The sequence below is a fragment of the Rhizobium changzhiense genome (assembly GCF_013087625.1).
Taxonomy (GTDB): domain Bacteria; phylum Pseudomonadota; class Alphaproteobacteria; order Rhizobiales; family Rhizobiaceae; genus Rhizobium; species Rhizobium sophorae.
Genome location: NZ_JABFCQ010000002.1, coordinates 390,723 through 413,195, shown reverse-complemented (window position 1 = coordinate 413,195; position 22,473 = coordinate 390,723). Strand labels below are relative to the sequence as shown.

Below are 22,473 nucleotides of genomic sequence, written 5' to 3'. Positions count from 1 at the left end.
GAATAAATTCCCATCGCCAATTCCCTCATAAACTGGGAGAAAAACTTTGGCTCAAGCCGTTCGAATAAACGATATTATTCGTTCCTTTGGAATTGACACGCATATCGACTACACCGACGGAAAATATTCCAATGTCGAAGAAGTTGTTAAGGCTCTCGACCATCTTGGCCTTGATACAGTCCGCGATCACGCCCCCAACTCCGCTTCCGATCCCAACGGTCAAACACATCTCGGCGATGCAGCCGAAGCCGGCGTGCAATTCGTCTTCAGCGCCCAGCGAGAGGTGGACCCCGCGACCGTCGCCCAGCGGCTGCATGACTTCGTGCAGGCCCATCCCGGATCGGTCGTCGGCATCGAAGGACCGAACGAAGTCAACAACTGGCCGGTCAGCTATCATGGCCTGAGCGGCCAGGCTGCGGCGCTCGCCTATCAGAAAGACCTCTCTGCCGCCGTCAACGCCGATCCCTTGCTGAAAAATATCCCGGTCCTCGGCTTTACCGGATATACGGTCGCTTCCGCCTCCGACTACACGACGATCCATACCTATGCGAAGGATGGCGACCAGCCATATTCATGGCTTTCCCGGGAAGCCGGCGTTCAGCGCGCTGCCGATCCGGGCAAGCCGCTGGCGATCACCGAGACCGGATACCACACCTCGCTCACCGCCGACACCAATGGCGGGTGGGAAGGCGTCAGGGAGGCGACGCAGGCAAAGCTCCTGCTCAATACGCTGATGGACGGCGCCGCACTCGGCTCGAAACAGACCTTCATCTACGAGCTGCTGGACGCCTATTCCGATCCGCAGGGCGCCAATCAAGAAAAGCATTTCGGCCTTTTTCGTCTCGACTATTCGGCCAAGCCGGCGGCGACGGCGATCCACAATCTGACCACAATCCTTGAGGACAACGGTGCGACGAAGGCCAACTTCAGCGCGGGAACCCTCGATTATTCGATCGACGGCCTGCCGTCCTCGGCCCGCAGCTTGCTCACGGAAAAATCGGACGGAAGCTACCAGATCATCATCTGGAACGAGCCCGATATCTGGAACCAGACCACCGACACGGCCATTCAGGCCGCGACGACAGCCGTCAAAGTCAATCTCGGCGCCTCCTTCGGCTCCGTTAAGGTCTTCGACCCCGTGACCGGAACGACGGCGATCAAAAGCCTCAGCAACGTGTCGTCCCTGACGCTCGATGTCCTCGACCATCCCGTTATCATCGACATCGAACGCGGCAGTACCAGCACGCCGCCGAGCACCAATCATCTCTATGGCGGCACCGGCAACGATACCTTCACCGTGACCAATGCGAATCAAATCGTCGACGAAAGCCGGGGCGGCGGAACGGATACCGTCAAGGCTTCGATCTCCTTCAGCCTCGCGGACACGGCGCATGCGATCGGAACAATCGAAAACCTCACCTTGACCGAGACGGCCAATCTCAGCGCGACAGGCAACAATACGGCCAACGTTCTCACCGGCAACGACGGAAACAATTTTCTCAACGGCGGGAAAGGGAACGATCGATTGGTCGGCGGACTCGGCAACGACAAGCTCATTGGCAAGGCCGGTGCTGACGTTCTCACGGGCGGAGGCGGAGCCGATTCCTTCGTCTTCGATGTGAAGCCCAGCAATACACGCGTCGACAAGATCGTCGATTTCTCTTCAGCCGCAGGCGATAAGCTGGTGTTCGACGATGCGATTTTCACCGGGCTCAAACCATCGAGCTTTTCGGCCGAGAATTTCGTTCTGGGAACGAAGGCGCTCGAGGCTGATGACAAGCTGATCTACGATCAGGCCAGCGGCATCCTATCCTATGATGCGGATGGAAGCGCAGCAGGCGGGGCAATCCATGTCGCCGATCTCGACAATTCCGCTGCACTTCACTTCAAAGATCTCTTGCTTGTCTGAGCCGGTCGGCCCGTCGCCTTTCAGGCGGCGGACCCACAGCGTCACGGGCAGTCGTGTCTCCTCCTCTTGCCGGAGCCGGAATCCCGGCCACATTCTCCGTTGACGCCACCCGTGCAGGTCAGGAGAATCCTTTGCCCTGGATCGCCTATATCGTCCATTTCACCGCCGCGGCATTTCTGACCAACGGCATCCCGCATTTCGTCAACGGCGTCAGCGGCCGGCGCTTCCGCATCCCCTTCGCGCAAGGGACAAAGCTCGGCTCGCCGACGGCGAATGTCGTCTGGGGCTGGGCCAATTTCCTCATCGCCTTCCTGCTCTTCGCCAATATCGGGCCGCTCTATATCGGTACGCTTGGTGATACGATCTTCGTCGCGGCCGGCATGCTGGTCACCGGCATCCTGCTCGCCCGGATTTTCGAGGGCGAGTCCCGATAGTAACTTGCATGATGATAGTCACTGCTATAGTGACATCAGCCATGCAGCGAACGAGCTTCAGCGATTTCAAATGCCCGGCGGCGCGCGCGCTCGACAGCGTCGGCGACTGGTGGAGCATGCTGATCCTGCGCGACGCCTTCCAGGGGCTTTCACGCTTCGATGAATTCCAGAAAAGCCTCGGCGTGGCGCCGAATATCCTGACGCGGCGGCTCAAGCATCTGACGGAAAAGGGGCTGTTCGAACGGCGGCTCTACCATCAGCGCCCTGCCCGCTACGAATATCGGCTGACGGACAAGGGCCGTGACTTCTTTCCCGTTCTGATGACGCTGTTTTCCTGGGGAAGCCGGCACATCCCGGAAGAGGATCTCGCCTTTCTCTTGGGCGATGCCGCTTCCGGCAAAAAGCGCGAGACGATGCTGGTCGATGCGCGGACCGGCGAAGAAGTGACCCCCGAAAACACCAGCCTGCTTGCAGGCCCCGCCGCCGACGACGAGGTGCGCGAACGGATCGCCCGCATGCGCGCCTGGTATCTCGGCATCGACGGATAGAGAGGAAAATACAATGGATCGCATCGTTGTCACCGGCATGGGACTTGTCTCGCCACTCGGCACCGGCGTCGAGCCTGCCTGGAAGCGCCTTCTCGGTGGCGGTTCGGGGCTGAGAGTGCTGGCGGAGGATATCGTCGGCGAACTCTCGGCCAAGGTCGGCGGCATCGTTCCCGCTATCGCTGAGGATGCAGAGGCTGGTTTCGACCCAGACCGTTACATCACGCCGAAGGACCAGAAGAAGATGGACCGCTTCATCCACTTCGCCATGGCGGCGACGGAAGAAGCGGTGAGGCAGGCCGGCTGGATGCCCGTTGATGAAGGCGAGCGCGAGCGCACGGCAACGATCATTGCGTCGGGCGTCGGCGGCTTTCCGGCGATCGCCGAAGCGGTGCGGATCGGCGAAACGCGCGGCGTCCGGCGGCTGTCGCCCTTCACCGTGCCCTCCTTCCTCGTCAATCTCGCCGCCGGCCAGGTCAGCATCCGCTACGGCTTCAAGGGGCCGCTCGGGGCTCCGGTGACAGCCTGTGCCGCCAGCGTCCAGGCAATCGGCGATGCGGCGCGGCTGATCCGCTCCGGCGAAGCGGATGTGGCGATCTGCGGCGGTGCCGAGGCCTGCATCGACAAGGTGAGCCTCGGCGGCTTTGCCGCTGCGCGGGCGCTTTCCACCGGCTTCAACGAAACACCGGAACTTGCGTCACGGCCCTTCGACACGGCCCGCGACGGTTTCGTCATGGGCGAAGGCGCCGGCATCCTGGTCGTCGAAACGCTGGAGCACGCACTTGCCCGTGGCGCCACACCGCTCGCCGAACTCGTCGGCTACGGCACGGCTGCAGACGCCTACCACATGACCTCAGGCCCCGAAGACGGCGACGGTGCGCGCCGGGCGATGGAGGCGGCACTCAGGCAGGCGAAGATCCCGGCTTCGGAGGTCGGGCATTTGAATGCGCATGCGACCTCGACACCGGTCGGTGATAGGGGCGAGATCGCGGCGATCGGCACGGTCTTCGGCCGCAGTGGCGGCATTGCCATCAGCGCAACGAAATCAGCGACCGGCCACCTGCTCGGGGCGGCCGGCGGGCTGGAGGCGATCTTCACCATCCTTGCGCTGCGCGACCAGATCGCGCCGCCGACCCGCAACCTCGATGAGGCCGATCCCGCCGCCGACGGCATCGATATGATCGGCAAGACGGCGCGGCCGCTAGCGATGGACTACGCCATTACCAACGGTTTTGGCTTCGGCGGGGTGAATGCCAGCGCCCTGTTCCGGCGCTGGTCGTAAAGTCTCTTTTCTTACGCCAGAAATCGCCTACACTTTGGTTCTATCAGGGGAACATTCCCTCGATAGAGCCGGAGATCCCCATGCGCGCCTTCTTCGCAGTTCTCATCCTGTGTGCCGCGTCCGCCCTCTCCCCTGTCTCGGCCCGCGCCGAAGATCCGATCGACACGACGCGGACGATGATCGAGGACCAGATCAACGCCTTCCTCAAGGACGATGCCGAGACCGCCTATTCCTTCGCCGCCCCCGGCATCAAGGCGATGTATCCCGACAAGAACCTGTTCTTCGCCATGGTGAAGAAGAGCTACGAGCCGGTCTATCACCCTGGCAATTACGCCTTCGGGCGCAGCCGCTCGATCGACAACGGCGCGCTGATCTATCACGAGGTGCTGATCTCAGGCCGCGACGGCAAGGACTGGACGGCGATCTACCAGATCATGCGCCAGCCGGACGGCAGCTACAGGATCAACGGTGTGCAGATCATGCCGGACGCGGACAGCAAGGGCATATGATCCCGCTCTGATCAAACTTCGTCTGATTGGATCAAACGGGTTCGAGATCGCCCCTCGCCCATTCCTCCTGCGTTTCCGCCATGAAATCGGCGAAGCGGCCTTCGGCGATGGCCTTGCGGATGCCCTGCATCAGTTCCTGGTAATAGGCGAGATTGTGCCAGGAGAGCAGCATGCCGCCGAGCGCCTCGTTGGAGCGGACGAGATGGTGCAGATAGGCACGCGAATAATCGCGTGAGGCCGGGCAATTCGACTGTTCGTCGAGCGGGCGCATATCCTCGGCATGGCGGGCATTGCGGATGTTGACCTTGCCGCGGCGGGTAAAGGCCAGGCCATGGCGGCCGGAACGGGTCGGCATGACGCAGTCGAACATGTCGATGCCGCGGGCGACCGATTTCAGGATATCGTCCGGTGTGCCGACGCCCATGAGGTAACGCGGCTTTTCCAGAGGAAGGACCGGCAGCGTTGTTTCTAGCATCTGCAGCATGACATCCTGCGGCTCGCCGACGGCAAGGCCGCCGATGGCATACCCCTTGAGGTCGAGCTGGCTCAACGCCTCGGCCGAGCGGATGCGCAGCGCCGGGATATCGCCGCCCTGGACGATGCCGAACATCGCTTTGCCGGGCTGCTCGCCGAAGGCGACCCGGCAGCGCTCGGCCCAGCGCAGCGACATTTCCATGGCGCGCTCGATCTCCTTCGGCTCGGCCGGCAGTGCCACGCATTCGTCGAGCTGCATTTGGATGTCGGAGCCGAGCAGCCCCTGGATTTCGATGGAGCGTTCCGGCGACATATGGTGCAGGCTGCCGTCGACATGCGATTTGAAAGTGACGCCCTGCTCGTCGAGCTTGCGCAGGCCGGACAGCGACATGACCTGGAAGCCACCGGAATCGGTGAGGATCGGGTGCTCCCAGCGAATGAGCTTATGCAGGCCGCCGAGACGGGCGACGCGCTCGGCCGTCGGGCGCAGCATCAGGTGATAGGTATTGCCGAGGATGATGTCGGCGCCTGTCTCGCGCACCTGGTCGAGATACATCGCCTTGACCGTACCGACGGTGCCGACCGGCATGAAGGCCGGCGTGCGGATCTCGCCGCGCGGCATGGAAACCTGGCCTAGACGGGCGCCGGCATCGGTCTTCTTCAGGGTGAATTGGAAGTTGTCTGTCATTTGTCTTTCCGGAAAAGAAGGCTCGCGTCGCCATAAGAGTAGAAGCGGTAGCCGGTCGAAATGGCGTGTTTATAAGCCGCGTGCATGGTCTCGAAGCCGGCAAAGGCCGAGACCAGCATGAACAGCGTCGAGCGCGGCAGGTGGAAATTGGTCATCAGCATGTCGACCGCCTTGAAGCGGTAACCAGGCGTGATGAAGATGCCGGTAGCGCCGGCCCAGGGCTTGATCTCTCCGCTTTCACCGGCGGCACTCTCGATGAGCCGCAACGAGGTCGTGCCGACACAGACGATGCGCCCGCCTCTTTCCCGCACGGCATTCAGCCGGGCGGCGATCTCGGCGCTGACATAGCCGCTTTCCAGATGCATCTTGTGATCGTCGGTATCGTCAGCCTTGACCGGCAGGAAGGTGCCGGCACCGACATGCAGCGTAACAAAATGGCGTTCGATGCCGGCTTTGTCGAGGGCTTCGAACAGCGCGGGCGTGAAGTGCAGGCCGGCTGTCGGCGCGGCGACGGCGCCCTCCTCGCGGGCATAGATCGTCTGGTAATCCGCGCGGTCGCGCTCGTCCTCGGGGCGCTTGGCGGCGATATAGGGCGGCAGTGGGATATGGCCGACGGCGGCGATCGCCTCGTCAAGCGCAGGGCCTGAGAGATCAAACAGCAGCGTCACCTCGCCGGCCTCGCCCTTTTCCTCGACGGTGGCATCGAGCGAACCGAGGAAACAGCTTTCGCCGGAATGGCCGAAGGCGATGCGGTCGCCCTGTTTGATACGCTTGCCGGGCTTGGCGAAGGCCTTCCAGCGGCTGGGGTCGGTGCGCATATGCAGCGTTGCCGACACCTGTTGGCCGCCGGCGCCGTCGCGATGGCGGATGCCCTCGAGCTGGGCAGGAATGACCTTGGTATCGTTGAAGACCAGCGCATCGCCCGCTTGCAGGAAGGACGTGAGATCGCCGACGCTGTGATCCGAAAGGCTGTTTGCCGCATTCGGATCGACGACGAGCAGGCGCGCACTGTCGCGCGGCTCGGCGGGCCGCAACGCGATGCGTTCATCGGGCAGATCGAAATCGAAAAGGTCTACGCGCATCAGGGCACTTTCAAAGCGAAACCCGCCCTCGCGCAGTCACGCAAGGGCGGGTTTCAGCAGAAATCACAATCAGACGTCGGCGGCAACCCGCATGGAGACGATCGAGTCCGGATCGGAAACCGGCTCGCCGCGCTTGATCTTGTCGACGTTGTCCATCCCTTCGATGACCTGGCCCCAGACGGAATACTGCTTGTTCAGCCAGGGCGCGTCGGTGAAGCAGATGAAGAACTGCGAATTGGCCGAGTTCGGGTTCTGCGAACGGGCCATCGAGCAGGTGCCGCGCGTATGCGTGGTCGCAGAGAATTCGGCCTTCAGATCCGGCTTCGAGGAGCCGCCCATGCCGGCGCGACTGGGATTGAAGGTTTCCGAGCCCTTCTTGCCGAATTCGACATCGCCCGTCTGGGCCATGAAATCCTGGATGACGCGGTGGAAAACGACGCCGTCATAGGCCTTCTCGCGAGCGAGTTCCTTGATGCGGGCGACATGCTCCGGGGCGACCTGCGGCAAAAGCTGAATGACAACCTTGCCCTTGGTGGTTTCCAGAATGACGGTGTTTTCGGGATCCTTGATCTCGGCCATTGTCTTTTCCTCTCGTTTTCTCTCGTAACTTACTTCTTGCCCAGGGTGACCTTGATCATCCGGTCGGGACTTTTGACTTCGCCGTTCTGGCCTTCGCCGCGCTTGATCTTGTCAACGTTCTCCATGCCGGAAACGACCTTGCCGACGACGGTGTACTGGCCGTTGAGGAAGGAGCCTTCGGCGAACATGATGAAGAACTGCGAATTGGCGGAATTCGGATCCTGCGAACGAGCCATGCCGACCGTGCCGCGCACGAACGGGGTCTTGGAGAATTCAGCCGGGATGTCAGGCATATCCGAGGAGCCCGTGCCGGCGAGGCTCGCATCGAAGCCCTTTTCCATGTTGCCGTATTTGACGTCGCCGGTCTGAGCCATGAAGCCGTCGATGACGCGGTGGAAGGCGACGTTATCGTATTCGCCCTTCTTGGCCAGCGCCTCGATCTGAGCGACATGCTTCGGCGCCACCTCAGGCATGAGCTGGATGACAACCGGGCCATTCTTCAGCTCGATGGTGAGATAATGATCGGCCGACTGGGCGAAGGCATCCCCCGCGAAGGAGGCGAGATACAACACGCCGGCAAATGCGAGATAGAAGAGTTTCATATGAGCTCCATTGCGGCGGGGTCCGCCTGGTCTTTGCGCTTGCTAGTCTTTGTTCTTACTAGTTTGGGCGCTTGGATGTGAGGGCTTGCAGGACGGCGGCAGGCACGAAAGCGCTGACATCGCCGCCCATGGCGGCGATCTGGCGGACCAATGTGGCGGTAATGGGCCGCGAGGCCGTGCCCGCCGGCAAAAAGATGGTCTGGATATCGGGCGCCATCGTCCGGTTCATGCCGGCCATCTGCATTTCATAATCGAGGTCGGTGCCGTCGCGAAGACCGCGGATCAACAGTGTGGCGCCATGGCTGCGAGCGGCATCGACGACCAGATTGTCGAAGGCGACGACGGTAATATCGCCGGTCTTGCCGGGCAGCGCTTGAGCCAGAGAACGGCGGATCAGCTCGGCCCTCTCTTCGAAGGAGAAGAGCGGCGCCTTGCCAGGATGGATGCCGATCGCGACGATCACCTTTTCGGCGACGTTGAGAGCCTGGACCAGAACATCCACATGCCCATTGGTGATCGGGTCGAAGGACCCCGGATAGAAAGCTGTCGTCATTGGCCCGACCGTTGGTTTGACGCCTTTTGTCACGGATACCGCCTTCCCGCAAGTGATTTGCCCAGCTCCGGCCAGAGCACCGCGCGTCTTTTCAGACGCGTAAAGGACGTTATGCGCCGGGCGGTTAAACGGCGGATGAATGGCCCGTTCAAGACCGTTTCAGACAGGATCTGCTTAACTCCGATCATCCAAGCAGCCAATGCCATTCCGGCGTCCAGCGCTCCCCGAAAGACCAGGTCCATGCTGATCGTGCTCGTTGCACTTGCCATCGTTTCCTCCCTCGCCGCCGAGATGGCCTATGGCTATTTCGCCGATCGATACGAGATGAGCTGGGTGCGGCCGGAGCTTGCCGAGCATGCGGCGATCGTTCGCGCTCAGGGCCGGCTGCGCGAAAAACGAGCTTCGAATCTGAATGCCAGATGAACGAGACATTCAAGGTCGCTTCAGATCGGCATTGGTAAACACCCGATCAACATCCGGCGGAACCATTTACAGACGGATGCGTTCATTCAACCGATACATAGAGCGGCGCGGAAGGATTAAAAATGCCCGGCAAGATTACGATGATTAACGTGCTCTGGATGGTAATGGTCACGGGCATGCTGACCGCAACTGTCGCTCTCTATGATCAGAAGGTCGATACGTCCAAGGTTTATGGTCCCTATGCTTCGGCCCGTACGGCCGTGCTAGGCCAGTACTGAGGGGCGAGAACGCAACTCCCCAGGAAAGGAATGCCTATGTTCACGATCTTGACAGTGCTCACCGCCCTTATCAGCGTCATGTTCATCGTGTCTGTGGCCTCGACGATTTCAGCGCTCCGGCGCGAAGGCGAAGAGGTGAAGGCTCTGAACGAAAAACATAGAGCATTCTGACGTTCCTTTCTCTCCTCTTCCCACCCTTGAGCGGCACCCTTCCGTCGCCAGGGCCATTCAAAGCCGGATGCACCCAGCGTCCGGCTTTTTTCTTTGGTGTCGTCCTGAACCATCATCCATCTGAAAAGAAAAGGGCGGCTCGAAGCCGCCCCGTTCATTTGATCATTCCTCGGCAGGCCCGGCCGGATCGCCATCGGCAATCGGTGCCTCGTCGCCGCCACCTTCATCGGCAGCACCTTCGTCGGTAGCAGGGGCGCTTTCGGCGACCTCGACAGCCTCCTCGGCCTCATCCTCCTCCGGTTCGCTGATGCGCTCGACCGAGACGACCTTCTCGTCCTTGGCCGTCGAGAAGATGGTGACGCCCTTGGTGGCGCGGCTGGCAATGCGGATGCCGCCGACCGGCACGCGGATCAGCTGACCGCCATCGGAGACCAGCATGATCTGGTCGCCGTCATCGACAGGGAAAGCCGCGACCAGCTCGCCGATCTCGCCGGTCTTCGACGTGTCGGTGGCGCGGATGCCCTTGCCGCCGCGGCCGGAGATGCGGAAGTCGTAGGACGACGAACGCTTGCCGAAGCCCTTCTCGGAGACGGTGAGCACGAACTGCTCGAGCAGCTTCAACTCCTCGTAACGCTCGTCGCTCAGCTGGCCTTCCTCGGTGACTTCCTCGCCGACCAGTGCGATCTCCTCGGCCTCGCCCGTCGTCAGGCGCCGATCGTTGGCGGCGCGCTTCAGATAGGCCGCGCGTTCCCACGGCTCGGCGTTGACATGGCGCACAATGGTCATCGAGATGATCCGGTCGCCGCCGGCAAGCGAGATGCCGCGCACGCCGATCGAGTTGCGGCCGGCAAAGACCCGGACGTCGTCGACGGAGAAGCGGATGCACTGGCCGAGCGCCGTCGTCAAAAGTACGTCATCATTTTCGGTGCAGGTCTCGACGGAGAGGATTTCATCGCCCTCCTCCTCGAGCTTCATGGCGATCTTGCCGTTGCGGTTGACCTGGACGAAGTCCGACAGCTTGTTGCGGCGAACCGTGCCGCGCGTCGTCGAGAACATGACGTCGAGATCGTCCCAGCTCGTCTCGTCCTCGGGCAATGGCAGGATCGTGGTGATACGCTCGCCCGGTGCGAGCGGCAGCATATTGATCAGCGCCTTGCCGCGTGAAGTCGGCGTGCCGATCGGCAGGCGCCAGACCTTCTCCTTGTAGACGATGCCGCGCGAGGAGAAGAACAGAACCGGCGTATGGGTGTTGACGACGAATAGTCGGCTAACGAAATCCTCGTCGCGGGTGGTCATGCCGGAGCGGCCCTTGCCGCCGCGGCGCTGGGCGCGGTAGGTGGTGAGCGGCACACGCTTGATATAACCGAGATGCGAGACGGTGACGACCATGTCCTCGCGGGCGATCAGGTCCTCGTCGTCCATTTCGAGACCGCCATCGACGATCTCGGTGCGGCGCGGCGTGCCGAACTCGTCGCGGACGGCGATGAGTTCATCCTTGACGATAGTCTGGATGCGGACGCGCGAGGAGAGAATATCGAGATAATCCTTGATTTCCTCGCCGATCTTGTTGAGTTCGTCGCCGATTTCGTCGCGGCCAAGTGCCGTCAGGCGGGCCAGGCGCAGTTCGAGGATGGCGCGGGCCTGCTCTTCGGAGAGGTTGTAGGTCAGGTCGTCATTGATGCGGTGGCGCGGATCGTCGATCAGACGGATCAGGCTTTCGACATCTGCCGCCGGCCAACGGCGGGTCATCAATTCTTCGCGGGCCGACTGCGGATCGGGCGCCTGGCGGATGACGCGGATGACCTCATCGATATTGGCGACGGCAATGGCGAGACCGACCAACACATGGGCGCGGTCACGCGCCTTGCGCAGCAGGAATTTCGTTCTCCGGCTAACAACCTCCTCGCGGAACGAGACGAAAGCGCGAAGCATGTCGAGCAGGGTCAGTTGCTCGGGCTTGCCGCCGTTCAGCGCCACCATGTTGCAGCCGAAGGACGTCTGCAGCGGCGTATAACGATAAAGCTGGTTGAGGATGACCTCGGCATTGGCATCGCGTTTCAGCTCGACGACGACGCGATAACCCTGGCGGTCGGATTCGTCGCGCAGATCGGAGATGCCTTCGATGCGCTTGTCTCGCACCAGCTCGGCCATCTTCTCGATCATCGTCGCCTTGTTCACCTGATAGGGAATCTCGGTGATGATGATCTGCTCGCGGTCACCGCGCATCGGCTCAATGGCGGCAACGCCGCGCATGATAACGGAGCCGCGGCCGGTCTCGTAGGCTGAGCGAATGCCGGCACGGCCGAGGATCTTCGCTCCCGTCGGGAAGTCGGGACCGGGAATGATCTGTATCAGTTCCGGCAGCTCAATGGCCGGATTGTCGATCAGCGCGATACAGCCGTCGATGACTTCGGAGAGGTTGTGCGGCGGGATGTTGGTCGCCATGCCGACGGCGATGCCGCCGGCGCCGTTGACGAGCAGGTTCGGGAATTTGGCGGGCACCACGACCGGCTCGGAGAGCGTGCCGTCGTAATTGTCGCGGAAATCGACGGTTTCCTTGTCGAGATCGTCGAGCAGCGAGTGGGCAGCCTTTTCGAGGCGGCATTCGGTATAACGTTCGGCCGCCGGCGGATCACCATCGACCGAGCCGAAATTGCCCTGACCATCGATCAGCGGCAGACGCAGCGACCAGGGCTGCGCCATGCGGGCGAGCGCATCATAGATCGCGGAATTGCCGTGCGGATGGAATTTACCCATCACGTCACCGGTGACGCGGGCGCATTTGACGTATTTCTTGTTCCAGTCGATGCCGAGCTCGGACATGCCGTAGAGGATGCGCCGGTGCACAGGCTTCAGGCCGTCGCGCACGTCGGGCAGCGCGCGGCTGACGATGACGCTCATGGCGTAATCGAGATACGACCGCTGCATTTCCTCCATGATGGAGATGGGCTCGATGCCTGGCGGGAGCTTCCCGCCGCCGGGGGGTGTTTGCTCAGTCAAAACAGATCACGATCTCTTCTAGAATCACTTGAAGATTTATAGCGGAAAGCCTGTTCCCGCGCCAATTTCACAGCGCGTTTTGAACAGGCTTTTGCGGCTTAAAGAGGGTAAAACATGCAAGTTGCGCGGCTGGGCCCGACGAATCCGCCGCAGCCCGCCGCGGGATATTTGCCAAATCGGAATCCCCGCTTCACAATCATAAAAACCACGCACTGATATGGGGTTCCGGAGAGCCGATGGCAAGCGCCGACCAATTGATCAACGCCTTCACGACGCTTCTCGTCACCATCGATCCGCCGGGGCTCGCACCGATCTTTCTCGGCCTGACGACAGGCATGAGCCGTACCGAGCGCACGCAGGTGGCGCTGCGTGGTTCGGTCATCGCCTTCATCATCCTCGCCGTCTTCGCGCTGTTCGGCGCCGGCGTGCTCGGCGTACTCGGGATCTCGATCGGCGCCTTCCGCATCGCCGGCGGACTGCTGCTCTTCTGGATCGCCTTCGAGATGGTGTTCGAGAAGCGCCAGGACCGCAAGGAAAAGGCCACGGAGGTGGCGATCACCAAGGATCATATCGAGAATATCGCCGTCTTTCCCCTCGCCTTGCCGCTGATCGCCGGCCCGGGCGCGATCTCGGCGACGATCCTGCTGGCCGGCACGCTGGCGACCTCCGTCGGAAAGGCGCAGCTGATCGGCGTCCTTGCCGCCAATCTGTTGCTGACCTTCCTCATGCTGCTCGTCGCCGAAAGGCTGGACCGTTTCCTCGGCGTCACCGGCCGGGCCATCCTGACACGCCTCCTCGGCGTCATCCTCGCCGCCCTTGCCGCCCAATTCGTCGTCGACGGCGCGAAATCGGCGCTCAATCTGATCAGCGCGACGCCGCACTGAAAACGGCCGTAGATGATTGAGGCCGATCCGGCCTGAATGATCTGCCGCGGAATCAAAGAAAAAGAGCATGACGCCATCCAAGGCATCATGCTCTCACACGTCTTTCACAAAGCCAGCAAAGGCTATCGATCAGAACGGGATGTCGTCGTCGAGATCCCGCGAGAAGTTGCTGCCGCCACCGCCGCGGCTCGGCGATGAGGAGGGAGCCGGGGCGCCGTAGTCGTCGCCATAATCGTTGCCGCCACCGGCAGTGCCACGGCCGCCGCTCGCGCCACCGCCTTCACCGCGGCCGTCGAGCATCGTCAGCGTCGAACCAAAGCCCTGGAGCACCACTTCCGTGCTGTAGCGGTCCTGGCCCTGCTGGTCCTGCCACTTGCGGGTCTGCAGCTGGCCTTCGATATAGAGCTTGGCGCCCTTCTTCACATATTGCTCGACGACCTTGCAAAGGCCCTCGTTGAAGACGACGACAGTGTGCCATTCGGTCTTCTCACGGCGCTCGCCGGAATTGCGGTCGCGCCAGGTCTCCGAGGTCGCGATACGAAGATTGGCGATCGGCCGGCCATCCTGAGTGCGGCGGATTTCGGGGTCTGCACCGACGTTTCCAATCAGAATTACCTTATTCACACTACCAGCCATGCTTCTCACCCTGCCTGCCGCCCTGCCCGGCGGCGTTTAATCGATCGGCGCACCTTAAACCATCACGGACCGCCGATGCGCATGGGCGGCATTTAATCCACATGTTTATCCATCAGAAAGCCCCATGCATCCATCAGGAATTTTGTTCTTTATTTGTTCTAGTTTATCCGTATGATCCTGTCAACAGAATCGAAAACCTTCAGCCCTTGTGGATATTCAGCCTCGACTCGCCCGTCGGCATCACTAAATAAGGGCTGTCATCCAGAAAACCAAAGCAGAGACGATGAGCGAACTGAAGACGATCTCCATCCGCGGCGCGCGCGAGCATAATCTCAAGAGCATCGATCTCGATCTGCCGCGTAACAAGCTGATCGTCATGACCGGGCTGTCGGGTTCCGGCAAATCCTCGCTCGCCTTCGACACGATCTATGCCGAGGGCCAGCGGCGCTATGTCGAAAGCCTGTCGGCCTATGCCCGGCAGTTCCTCGAAATGATGCAGAAGCCCGATGTCGACCAGATCGACGGGCTGTCGCCGGCAATCTCGATCGAGCAGAAGACCACCTCGCGCAATCCGCGCTCGACGGTCGGTACCGTCACCGAGATCTACGACTACATGCGCCTGCTCTTTGCCCGCGTCGGCGTTCCCTATTCGCCGGCGACCGGCCTGCCGATCGAGAGCCAGACCGTCAGCCAGATGGTCGACCGCATCCTCGATTTCGGCGAGGGCACTCGTCTTTATATCCTTGCGCCGCTCGTGCGCGGGCGCAAGGGCGAATACAAGAAGGAACTGGCGGAGCTGATGAAGAAGGGCTTTCAGCGCGTCAAGGTCGACGGGCAGTTCTACGAGATCGCCGAGGCGCCGGTGCTCGACAAGAAATACAAGCACGATATCGACGTGGTGGTCGACCGCATCGTCGTGCGCTCGGATGTCTCGGCGCGCCTGGCGGACAGTCTCGAAACCTGCCTGAAGCTCGCGGACGGGCTGGCGGTCGCCGAATTCGCCGACAAGCCGCTGCCGCCGGAAGAGACCTCGGCCGGTGGCTCGGCCAACAAGTCTCTGAACGAGACGCATGAACGTGTGCTGTTTTCGGAGAAGTTCGCTTGCCCGGTCTCCGGCTTCACGATTCCCGAAATCGAACCCAGGCTGTTCTCCTTCAACAACCCGTTCGGCGCCTGCCCGACCTGTGACGGCCTCGGCGCCCAGCAGAAGATCGATCCGGACCTGATCGTGCCCGAGCCCGAACGGACTTTGAGGGACGGCGCGATCGCGCCTTGGGCCAAGTCGACCTCGCCCTATTACAACCAGACGCTGGAAGCGCTCGGCAAACATTACGGCTTCAAGCTCGGCACCCGCTGGAACGATCTTTCCGACGAGGCCAAGGACGTCATCCTCAATGGCACCAACGACAAGATCGAATTCCACTACGCCGACGGCGCCCGCTCCTATACGACGCAGAAGAACTTCGAGGGTATCATCACCAATCTCGAGCGCCGCTGGAAGGAGACCGATTCTGCCTGGGCGCGCGAAGACATCGAGCGCTTCATGTCGGCTGCCCCCTGCCCTTCCTGCAACGGCTTCCGCCTGAAGCCGGAGGCCTTAGCGGTGAAAATCGACACGCTGCATATCGGCGAAGTGACTGGTATGTCGATCCGCGTCGCCCGCGACTGGTTCGAGACGCTACCGGCAAGCTTCAACGCCAAGCAGAACGAGATTGCTGTGCGCATCCTCAAGGAGATCCGCGACCGGTTGCGCTTCCTCAACGATGTCGGCCTGGAATATCTCAGCCTGTCGCGCAATTCCGGCACCTTGTCGGGCGGAGAAAGCCAGCGCATCCGGCTAGCCTCGCAGATCGGCTCGGGGCTGACCGGCGTGCTCTACGTGCTCGATGAGCCGTCGATCGGCCTGCATCAGCGCGACAATGCCCGGCTGCTCGACACGCTGAAGCATCTGCGCGACATCGGCAACACCGTCATCGTTGTCGAACATGACGAGGATGCGATCATGACGGCCGACGACGTGGTCGATATCGGCCCGGCTGCCGGCATTCACGGCGGTCAGGTCATCGCCCATGGTACGCCGCAGGACATTATGGACAGTCCGAACTCGCTGACCGGCAAATATCTTTCCGGCGAACTTGGCGTTCCCGTTCCCGACGAGCGCCGCAAGCCGAAGAAGGGCCGCGAGATCAAGGTGGTCGGGGCGCGCGGCAACAATCTCAAGAATGTCACGGCGTCGATCCCGCTCGGGGTGTTCACGGCGGTGACCGGCGTTTCCGGCGGCGGCAAATCCACCTTCCTGATCGAGACACTCTATAAATCGGCCGCGCGCCGCGTCATGGGCGCGCGTGAAAACCCGGCCGATCACGACCGCATCGACGGCTTCGAGCATATCGACAAGGTGATCGATATCGACCAATCGCCAATCGGCCGTACGCCGCGCTCGAACCCGGCAACCTATACCGGCGCCTTCACACCGATCCGCGACTGGTTCGCCGGCCTGCCGGAGGCGAAGGCACGCGGCTACCAGCCGGGCCGCTTCTCCTTCAACGTCAAGGGCGGGCGCTGCGAGGCCTGCCAGGGCGACGGCGTCATCAAGATCGAGATGCACTTCCTGCCCGACGTCTACGTCACCTGCGACGTCTGCCACGGCAAGCGCTATAATCGCGAGACACTCGACGTCACCTTCAAACAGAGGTCGATCGCAGACGTGCTCGACATGACGGTGGAGGAAGGCGTCGATTTCTTCGCGGCGGTGCCTGCCGTGCGCGATAAGCTGCAGTCGCTGAAGGATGTCGGCCTCGGTTACATCAAGGTCGGCCAGCAGGCGAATACGCTCTCCGGCGGCGAGGCGCAGCGCGTCAAGCTTGCCAAGGAGCTGTCGAAACGCTCGACGGGGCGCACACTCTACATTCTCGACGAACCCACGACCGGCCTGCATTTTCACGACGTCGCCAAGCTGCTCGAAATGCTGCACGAACTGGTCAACCAGGGCAATTCGGTGGTGGTGATCGAGCACAATCTCGAAGTCATCAAGACCGCCGACTGGGTGCTTGATTTCGGTCCTGAAGGCGGCGATGGCGGCGGCGAGATCGTGGCTGTCGGCACGCCGGAAGCGATCGTCAAGGAGAAGCGGTCCTATACCGGACACTTCCTGAAGGAATTGCTGGAACGGCGGCCGGTGAAGAAGGCGGTTGCGGCTGAATGACGATGAGGCCAGCATCGCCCGATGATCTGGAAACGATCGCGACGCTGACAACCGCCGCCTACCGGCCCTATACCGAGCTGTTCGGCGCTCCGCCGATCCCGGTGACGGAGGATTACGCGCCGCGGATCGAACGCGGCGAGGTCTGGCTGCGCGAGATCGGCGGGCAAACGGCCGGCCTGGTGGTCGTCGAGCAGCATTGCGATCACCTCATGCTGTTCAGCATCGCGGTCTCGCCGGCCTTTCAGGGTGCCGGGAATGGGCCACGCCGGAGATCCGGCTCTACACGAATGCGCGGATGGAGCGGAACATCGCGCTCTACAGCGCCTTCGGGTTTCAGGAAACGGGTCGCCGGCCGAACCCTTATCGGCCAGGATGGACACTCGTCGACATGACGAAAGAGATCAATGCGGCCTGAGCGGCTGCGAATGGGGAGGACGACATGACGAAATCCGGCACTATCCGCACCGGCATCGGCGGCTGGACCTTCGAGCCCTGGCGCGGGCATTTCTTTCCCGATGACCTGAAGCAGAAGGACGAGCTGAATTATGCCAGCCGCCAGCTGAAGGTCATCGAGGTCAACGGCACCTATTACAGCACGCAGAAGCCTGCGGTCTTCGCCAAATGGGCGGCGGATGTGCCCGAGGGTTTCATCTTTTCGCTGAAGGCGACACGTTTCGTCACCAATCGGCGGGTGCTTGCCGAAGCCGGTGAATCGATGGAGCGGTTTCTTTCATCGGGCATCAGCGAACTCGGCGATCATCTCGGGCCGCTGCTGTGGCAGTTCGCGCCGACGAAGAGGTTCGATGCAGACGATTTCGAGGCCTTCCTGAAGCTGCTGCCGGCGAAACAGGACGGGCTGGCGCTCCGCCATGTGGTCGAGGTACGGCACGATTCCTTCAAGGTGCCGGAGTTCGTGGCGCTGCTTTCGAGATATGGCGTGGCGCCTGTTTGCGCTGAACATTTCGAATATCCGATGATCGCCGACGTGACGGCCGACTTCGTCTATGCGCGGCTGCAGAAGGGTTCGGACGATATTCCGACCTGCTATCCGGAAAAGGACTTGAAGGCCTGGGCAGGCCGGCTGGAGACCTGGGCCGAGGGCAAAGTTCCTGATGACCTGCCGCTGATCGATGGAGATCGCAAGGTGAAGACCGAGCCGCGCGACGTCTTCGCCTTCATGATCCATGAGGGCAAGGTCAATGCGCCGCACGGGGCGATCGCCCTGCAGCAGGCGCTGGCGAAATAGGCGAGGCTGGATAGTCACAAAAGGATCGTAACATTGTGGGTATCACATCGTCAGTCACGCAACCCATGAGGGCATCATGAGCGTGGTAACCCGGGGGCCCGCATGAGCGTTGCCGCATCCTATCTCTATCGCAACGGACGGCGGGTCGAGGCCATACCTTTCGAGGCGGCCTCCATTCCGGCGACGGACAACGAATTCATTTGGATCGGGCTGCACAAGCCTAGCCGGGACGAACTCCTGCTGCTGCAAGGCCGTTTTGGCCTTCACGAACTCTCGATCGCCGATGCGCTCAGTTCTCTGCAGATGCCGAAGCTCAGCGTTTATGACGACCAGCTGTTCGTCATCGCAAAGACGGCACAGCTCGAGGCGGACCATATTACCTACGGGGAAACCGCAATTTTCGTCGGCAAGCGCTATATCATCACCGTCCGCAATGGGTCGGAGCGGGGGCACGGAGAGCTGCGCGGCCGGCTGGAGACATCGCCGCAGACGCTCTGCCATGGCACCGACTACATTCTGCATGCCATTCTCGATTTCATTATCGACGGCTATCTTCCCATCGTGCGCACGATCGAGGATTCCGTTCTCGAGATGGAACGAAAAATGCTCGATGCGTTTCTCGACCGCAGCCAGATCGCCCGGATTTTCAAGTTGCGCCGGGAAGTCATTCTGTTTCAGCGGGTGCTGGATGCGATGCTGGACCTTTGCGGCAAGCTCTACCATCTCGACCTGCCGTCGCTTGACAAGGAAGCGAAGCCTTATTTCCGCGATGCGCTTCAGCACATGCACCGTGTCGAGACGATGGTTGCAAGCTTGCGCGACGTGATCACATCGGTTTTCGAAGCGAGCAATCTGCTTGAACAGCAAAGACAGGGCACGATCACTCGGCAGCTAGCGGCCTGGGCTGCTATTCTCGCCGTTCCAACGGCAATCGCCGGCATCTACGGCATGAATTTCGACAATATGCCCGAGCTGAAAACCAGCTACGGTTATTTTATCGTCCTGGCAGTCATCGCCGTCATGTGCATCGCACTTTTCATCCGTTTCAAGCGCGCCCGCTGGATATGACGCCTTGCTCGCCGATGGGCTTCATTTCTTCCCGTCCGCCAGCGCCTCTTTCCGGCGGCGCGGCAGGAGCGATTTGAGGTACCGCCAGATCGGCGAGACGATGTAGCCGGCGACCGGAATAGCGATCAAGCCGGCGACGATACCGACGATGCCCGCTCCTGCGGCCTCGACGATCCAGCTGACCACGGATGCCAGAGCGGGAATGGCATGCGCGGTCGCCTCCCCGGCATCATGGATCAGATGTGCAGGGCCGCCGAGGCCATAGGATTCGAGGCCGTGAACGATGATGCCGCCGCCGACCCAGATCATGGCGGCCGTGCCGACGATGCCGAGCAGTTTCAGAAAATAAGGCATGCCTGTGACAAGCCCCTTTCCGATCGCACGCAAGAAGGCGCCGATCGGAGAGCCCGTGCGCACACGCGCCAGCATCAGACCCAGATCATCGGCCTTGACGATAAGCGCCACGCCGCCATAGACCAAGACCGTGATGCCCAGTCCCACGACGGCGAGGATGAGGGCCTGCGTGAACATGCCGCCTGACGGCACCGCGGCGAGCGTAATCGCCATGATTTCGGCCGACAGGATGAAATCCGTCTTGATTGCACCGGCGACCTTTTCGTCTTCTACCGATTTGGCATCGAGGCTCGTGGCCTCGAGTGCCGATTCATGGGCGTGGGCCGCATGCGGCAGCACTAGTCCGTAGACTTTTTCCACGCCTTCGTAGCAGAGGTAAAGCCCGCCGATCATCAGCAGCGGCGTGATCGCCTGCGGGGCGACAAGACTCAGGATAAGCGCTGCGGGAAGCAGGATCAGCAGCTTGTTCTTCAGCGAGCCGAGCGCGATCTTGCCGATGATCGGCAGTTCGCGCGCTGCCGAAAATCCGGTGACGTAACGCGGCGTGACCGCCGCATCGTCAATGACGACACCGGCCGCTTTCGCGCCCGCCTTGGCCGCCTGGCCGGCAATGTCGTCGAGCGACGCCGCAGCCACTTTGGCCAATGCCGCGATATCATCAAGAAGGGCGATCAGGCCAACACTCATTCGAGCCTCCGTCGGGAAGACAGACTTGCGCAGTGAAAAACGGAAAACCAATCAACGAAACGTGGCATCCTCCGGCGGGAAGATGCCACGCAAGGATCGCGACGACAATGGCCGTTATTCAGCCGGTATCGGGCTCAACCCGCCCTCGTCCAGCGGAGGACGTGCCTGCCGTTCCCGTTTCTGCGAAACCCGTGACAAAACGCTCTGGCGGTTCACGGATTTGCGCTCCTCGTCGATGCGGCGGATCAGAATCTCCGCGCGCTCGACCGAGCCGAGAAGCGCCAGGATCGTGCCGCGTTCGGCCGCACCGGCATTCGGGCCAAGTGCCAGTGTCTGTTCCCGCAGTTCGGTGACGTTGGGAAGGCTGACATGGCCGGCCGGCATGGAGGGACGAACCACGCCATAGTCGGGCATGATATCCTGCAAAGAGGCATCGAGCTTGCTCAGTGCAAGATTGACGATCGCCAAAGCGGGTTCGCTGAATTTTTCACGCTTCACGCGCCGCGCGACCTGATGCATCGATTCCGTCAACGCAGCGGTGAAATCCGCCTCCTCGATCAGGCTGGCGACCAGATCGAGTTGCTCGTAAGGCAGATCCTCCTTCATCAGCGATGCGGTATAATCGCGAATGTCACGGCTGAGGATATCGGTGGCAAGATAATGTTCGCCCGGATCTGATGGCGCCGACTTGGCGGATCGGGCAATATCCAGGAACATCGCGCCGGCCTGCAGATGACGCGCGGTCTCCTGCTGGACGGCCGGAACGGCCCGCGCGAAGTCGCCTGTGAGCTTGCGGTCGAGGAATTTCGGCGTCGAATAATCTTCCACATCCTCGGCGTCGATGCGGCCGATGCGCGACAAGACACGTTCGAAGACGCTGACGAAGGGAAACAGCAGCGCCGTGTTGAAGACGTTGAAGAAGGTCGAATAGAGACCGACAGCGACCGGAACCAGCGGAAATGTCTCCTTGCCCTCGACCACGACCGGAACGCCGGGATCGCCGCCGAACCACTGCATCGCCCATGCCAGAACGTCGATCGAGACGAAGAACAAGGGCACCGTTATGCAGACGCCGATAATGTTGAAGGACATATGGGCATAGGCAGCGCGTTTGGCGTTCTTCGACAGATTGAGCGAGGCAATCCAGGAGGTGATCGTGGTTCCGAGATCCGCACCCAGCGAGAAGGCAACCGCCGTCGTCCAGTCAAGGACACCGGCCGCACCGAGCCCCATGACGATACCGATCGTCGCCGACGAGGAGTGGATCATCGCGGTGACGCCGGCGGCGATCAGCACGCATTTGATCAGGTTGTAATAGGAGTCGGCGGTCAGCGTCGACAGAACATCCATGACCTCCGGTATGTTGCGCAGCGGTCGAAGGCCGCCGGTCATCAGATTGAGACCGTAGAAAATCAGCGCGAAGCCCATGCAGGCAAGCGCGACGTTGCGGATCCGCTCGCTCTTGGCAAAGCAGTAGACCAGCGAAAAAACGCCCGCAAAGATCAGGCCAAGAGGCCCCAGCGGCAAGGCGATCAGGCCGTTTCCGAGCGTCGTCCCGATGTTGGCGCCCATGATGACGCTGATCGCCGGACGCAATCCGACAACGCCGGCATTGACGAGGCCGACGACCATGACCGTCATTGCCGTCGATGACTGGATGACACCGGTGATGAGCGTTCCCGCGATAACGCCCTTGATCGGCGTGCCTGCGGCTCTCGCGAGAAATGCGCGCATCTTGTTGACGGAGAGTGCCTGGATGCCGTTCGACATGAACTCCAGACCGAGCATGAATATCCCCAGCCCGCCGATAACAGGCACGAGAATATCCTTGAAAATGTCGATGTTCATTACGCCTTACCCCCTT

The 22,473-nt window shown here is 61.4% G+C and carries 21 protein-coding genes and 1 pseudogene; 13 read left to right on the top strand and 9 right to left on the bottom strand.

Going from position 1 to position 22,473, the window contains the following annotated elements; all coding sequences use genetic code 11:
* Positions 1-46: 46 nt before the first annotated feature.
* From G9X68_RS11415 to G9X68_RS11395, 5 genes are all read left to right on the top strand, one after another.
* Positions 47-1,909, top strand: a complete 1,863-nt coding sequence (locus tag G9X68_RS11415) for a calcium-binding protein (protein ID WP_171602454.1) — start codon at positions 47-49, stop codon at positions 1,907-1,909.
* 131 nt (positions 1,910-2,040) lie between these two features.
* Positions 2,041-2,343, top strand: coding sequence for a hypothetical protein (locus tag G9X68_RS11410; protein ID WP_171602453.1), 303 nt, complete (start codon positions 2,041-2,043; stop codon positions 2,341-2,343).
* 41 nt (positions 2,344-2,384) lie between these two features.
* Positions 2,385-2,891 carry a winged helix-turn-helix transcriptional regulator gene (locus G9X68_RS11405; RefSeq protein WP_171602452.1) on the top strand — a complete coding sequence of 169 codons (507 nt, stop codon included), beginning with the start codon at positions 2,385-2,387 and terminating at the stop codon, positions 2,889-2,891.
* A 13-nt stretch (positions 2,892-2,904) separates the two neighbouring features.
* Positions 2,905-4,170 (top strand): beta-ketoacyl-ACP synthase II, encoded by a 1,266-nt coding sequence (fabF, locus tag G9X68_RS11400; RefSeq protein WP_171602451.1) that lies wholly within the window; start codon positions 2,905-2,907, stop codon positions 4,168-4,170.
* 80 nt (positions 4,171-4,250) lie between these two features.
* Positions 4,251-4,679 (top strand): DUF4864 domain-containing protein, encoded by a 429-nt coding sequence (locus G9X68_RS11395; RefSeq protein WP_171602450.1) that lies wholly within the window; start codon positions 4,251-4,253, stop codon positions 4,677-4,679.
* A gap of 31 nt (positions 4,680-4,710) precedes the next feature.
* On the opposite strand, the gene tgt is transcribed toward G9X68_RS11395, so the two are convergent.
* From tgt to coaD, 5 genes are all read right to left on the bottom strand, one after another.
* Positions 4,711-5,841, bottom strand: coding sequence for a tRNA guanosine(34) transglycosylase Tgt (tgt, locus tag G9X68_RS11390; protein WP_171602449.1), 1,131 nt, complete (start codon positions 5,839-5,841; stop codon positions 4,711-4,713).
* A complete protein-coding gene (queA, locus tag G9X68_RS11385) occupies positions 5,838-6,923 on the bottom strand; it encodes a tRNA preQ1(34) S-adenosylmethionine ribosyltransferase-isomerase QueA (protein ID WP_171602448.1) in 1,086 nt (361 codons plus the stop codon). Before queA ends, tgt begins: the two co-directional genes overlap by 4 nt.
* A gap of 69 nt (positions 6,924-6,992) precedes the next feature.
* On the bottom strand, positions 6,993-7,502 hold the full coding sequence (locus G9X68_RS11380; RefSeq protein ID WP_003539661.1) for a peptidylprolyl isomerase: 510 nt from the start codon (positions 7,500-7,502) through the stop codon (positions 6,993-6,995).
* Between the two features lie 29 nt (positions 7,503-7,531).
* Positions 7,532-8,104: a peptidylprolyl isomerase gene (locus G9X68_RS11375; protein ID WP_171602447.1), complete on the bottom strand. Its 573-nt coding sequence runs from the start codon at positions 8,102-8,104 to the stop codon at positions 7,532-7,534.
* 58 nt (positions 8,105-8,162) lie between these two features.
* Complete coding sequence (gene coaD / locus G9X68_RS11370; RefSeq protein WP_171602446.1) at positions 8,163-8,657, bottom strand: pantetheine-phosphate adenylyltransferase; 495 nt, start codon at positions 8,655-8,657, stop codon at positions 8,163-8,165.
* Between the two features lie 135 nt (positions 8,658-8,792).
* Here coaD and G9X68_RS11365 point away from each other — a divergent pair, with 135 nt between their 5' ends.
* From G9X68_RS11365 to G9X68_RS32175, 3 genes are all read left to right on the top strand, one after another.
* The gene (locus G9X68_RS11365; RefSeq protein WP_171602445.1) at positions 8,793-9,080 is read left to right on the top strand and encodes a hypothetical protein; all 288 of its coding nucleotides are present in this window, start codon (positions 8,793-8,795) and stop codon (positions 9,078-9,080) included.
* Between the two features lie 149 nt (positions 9,081-9,229).
* Positions 9,230-9,358: a hypothetical protein gene (locus tag G9X68_RS32180; RefSeq protein ID WP_260685777.1), complete on the top strand. Its 129-nt coding sequence runs from the start codon at positions 9,230-9,232 to the stop codon at positions 9,356-9,358.
* A 36-nt stretch (positions 9,359-9,394) separates the two neighbouring features.
* Positions 9,395-9,529: a hypothetical protein gene (locus G9X68_RS32175; protein ID WP_018445350.1), complete on the top strand. Its 135-nt coding sequence runs from the start codon at positions 9,395-9,397 to the stop codon at positions 9,527-9,529.
* A gap of 162 nt (positions 9,530-9,691) precedes the next feature.
* On the opposite strand, the gene gyrA is transcribed toward G9X68_RS32175, so the two are convergent.
* Positions 9,692-12,529, bottom strand: coding sequence for a DNA gyrase subunit A (gene gyrA / locus G9X68_RS11360; protein ID WP_171602444.1), 2,838 nt, complete (start codon positions 12,527-12,529; stop codon positions 9,692-9,694).
* Between the two features lie 236 nt (positions 12,530-12,765).
* Between gyrA and G9X68_RS11355 the strand changes: the two genes are divergently transcribed.
* Positions 12,766-13,413: a MarC family protein gene (locus tag G9X68_RS11355; RefSeq protein ID WP_171602443.1), complete on the top strand. Its 648-nt coding sequence runs from the start codon at positions 12,766-12,768 to the stop codon at positions 13,411-13,413.
* A 129-nt stretch (positions 13,414-13,542) separates the two neighbouring features.
* On the opposite strand, the gene G9X68_RS11350 is transcribed toward G9X68_RS11355, so the two are convergent.
* On the bottom strand, positions 13,543-14,049 hold the full coding sequence (locus tag G9X68_RS11350; protein WP_171602442.1) for a single-stranded DNA-binding protein: 507 nt from the start codon (positions 14,047-14,049) through the stop codon (positions 13,543-13,545).
* A gap of 283 nt (positions 14,050-14,332) precedes the next feature.
* On the opposite strand from G9X68_RS11350, the gene uvrA reads away from it, so the two are divergent.
* From uvrA to corA, 4 genes and pseudogenes are all read left to right on the top strand, one after another.
* Positions 14,333-17,254 (top strand): excinuclease ABC subunit UvrA, encoded by a 2,922-nt coding sequence (uvrA, locus tag G9X68_RS11345; RefSeq protein ID WP_171602441.1) that lies wholly within the window; start codon positions 14,333-14,335, stop codon positions 17,252-17,254.
* Positions 17,251-17,669, top strand: a pseudogene (locus tag G9X68_RS11340) (GNAT family N-acetyltransferase). Before uvrA ends, G9X68_RS11340 begins: the two are co-directional and overlap by 4 nt.
* Positions 17,670-17,693: 24 nt before the next feature.
* Positions 17,694-18,500: a DUF72 domain-containing protein gene (locus G9X68_RS11335; RefSeq protein WP_171602440.1), complete on the top strand. Its 807-nt coding sequence runs from the start codon at positions 17,694-17,696 to the stop codon at positions 18,498-18,500.
* Positions 18,501-18,602: 102 nt separating this feature from the next.
* Positions 18,603-19,568: a magnesium/cobalt transporter CorA gene (corA, locus tag G9X68_RS11330; RefSeq protein ID WP_171602439.1), complete on the top strand. Its 966-nt coding sequence runs from the start codon at positions 18,603-18,605 to the stop codon at positions 19,566-19,568.
* A gap of 21 nt (positions 19,569-19,589) precedes the next feature.
* Here corA and G9X68_RS11325 read toward each other — a convergent pair whose 3' ends face one another.
* Positions 19,590-20,609, bottom strand: a complete 1,020-nt coding sequence (locus tag G9X68_RS11325; RefSeq protein ID WP_171602438.1) for a DUF808 domain-containing protein — start codon at positions 20,607-20,609, stop codon at positions 19,590-19,592.
* A 114-nt stretch (positions 20,610-20,723) separates the two neighbouring features.
* Positions 20,724-22,457, bottom strand: coding sequence for a Na/Pi cotransporter family protein (locus G9X68_RS11320; protein ID WP_171602437.1), 1,734 nt, complete (start codon positions 22,455-22,457; stop codon positions 20,724-20,726).
* Positions 22,458-22,473 lie beyond the last annotated feature (16 nt).

Coding starts and splice junctions, on each gene's coding strand:
- coaD (WP_171602446.1), bottom strand. CDS start 8,657: ATGACGACAGCTTTCTATCCGGGGTCCTTCGACCCGATCACCAATGGG.
- G9X68_RS11380 (WP_003539661.1), bottom strand. CDS start 7,502: ATGGCCGAGATCAAGGATCCCGAAAACACCGTCATTCTGGAAACCACC.
- G9X68_RS11350 (WP_171602442.1), bottom strand. CDS start 14,049: ATGGCTGGTAGTGTGAATAAGGTAATTCTGATTGGAAACGTCGGTGCA.
- G9X68_RS32175 (WP_018445350.1), top strand. CDS start 9,395: ATGTTCACGATCTTGACAGTGCTCACCGCCCTTATCAGCGTCATGTTC.
- fabF (WP_171602451.1), top strand. CDS start 2,905: ATGGATCGCATCGTTGTCACCGGCATGGGACTTGTCTCGCCACTCGGC.
- G9X68_RS11405 (WP_171602452.1), top strand. CDS start 2,385: ATGCAGCGAACGAGCTTCAGCGATTTCAAATGCCCGGCGGCGCGCGCG.
- uvrA (WP_171602441.1), top strand. CDS start 14,333: ATGAGCGAACTGAAGACGATCTCCATCCGCGGCGCGCGCGAGCATAAT.
- queA (WP_171602448.1), bottom strand. CDS start 6,923: ATGCGCGTAGACCTTTTCGATTTCGATCTGCCCGATGAACGCATCGCG.
- G9X68_RS11365 (WP_171602445.1), top strand. CDS start 8,793: ATGAATGGCCCGTTCAAGACCGTTTCAGACAGGATCTGCTTAACTCCG.
- corA (WP_171602439.1), top strand. CDS start 18,603: ATGAGCGTTGCCGCATCCTATCTCTATCGCAACGGACGGCGGGTCGAG.
- G9X68_RS11375 (WP_171602447.1), bottom strand. CDS start 8,104: ATGAAACTCTTCTATCTCGCATTTGCCGGCGTGTTGTATCTCGCCTCC.
- G9X68_RS11395 (WP_171602450.1), top strand. CDS start 4,251: ATGCGCGCCTTCTTCGCAGTTCTCATCCTGTGTGCCGCGTCCGCCCTC.
- G9X68_RS11325 (WP_171602438.1), bottom strand. CDS start 20,609: ATGAGTGTTGGCCTGATCGCCCTTCTTGATGATATCGCGGCATTGGCC.
- G9X68_RS11335 (WP_171602440.1), top strand. CDS start 17,694: ATGACGAAATCCGGCACTATCCGCACCGGCATCGGCGGCTGGACCTTC.
- tgt (WP_171602449.1), bottom strand. CDS start 5,841: ATGACAGACAACTTCCAATTCACCCTGAAGAAGACCGATGCCGGCGCC.
- G9X68_RS11320 (WP_171602437.1), bottom strand. CDS start 22,457: ATGAACATCGACATTTTCAAGGATATTCTCGTGCCTGTTATCGGCGGG.
- G9X68_RS11355 (WP_171602443.1), top strand. CDS start 12,766: ATGGCAAGCGCCGACCAATTGATCAACGCCTTCACGACGCTTCTCGTC.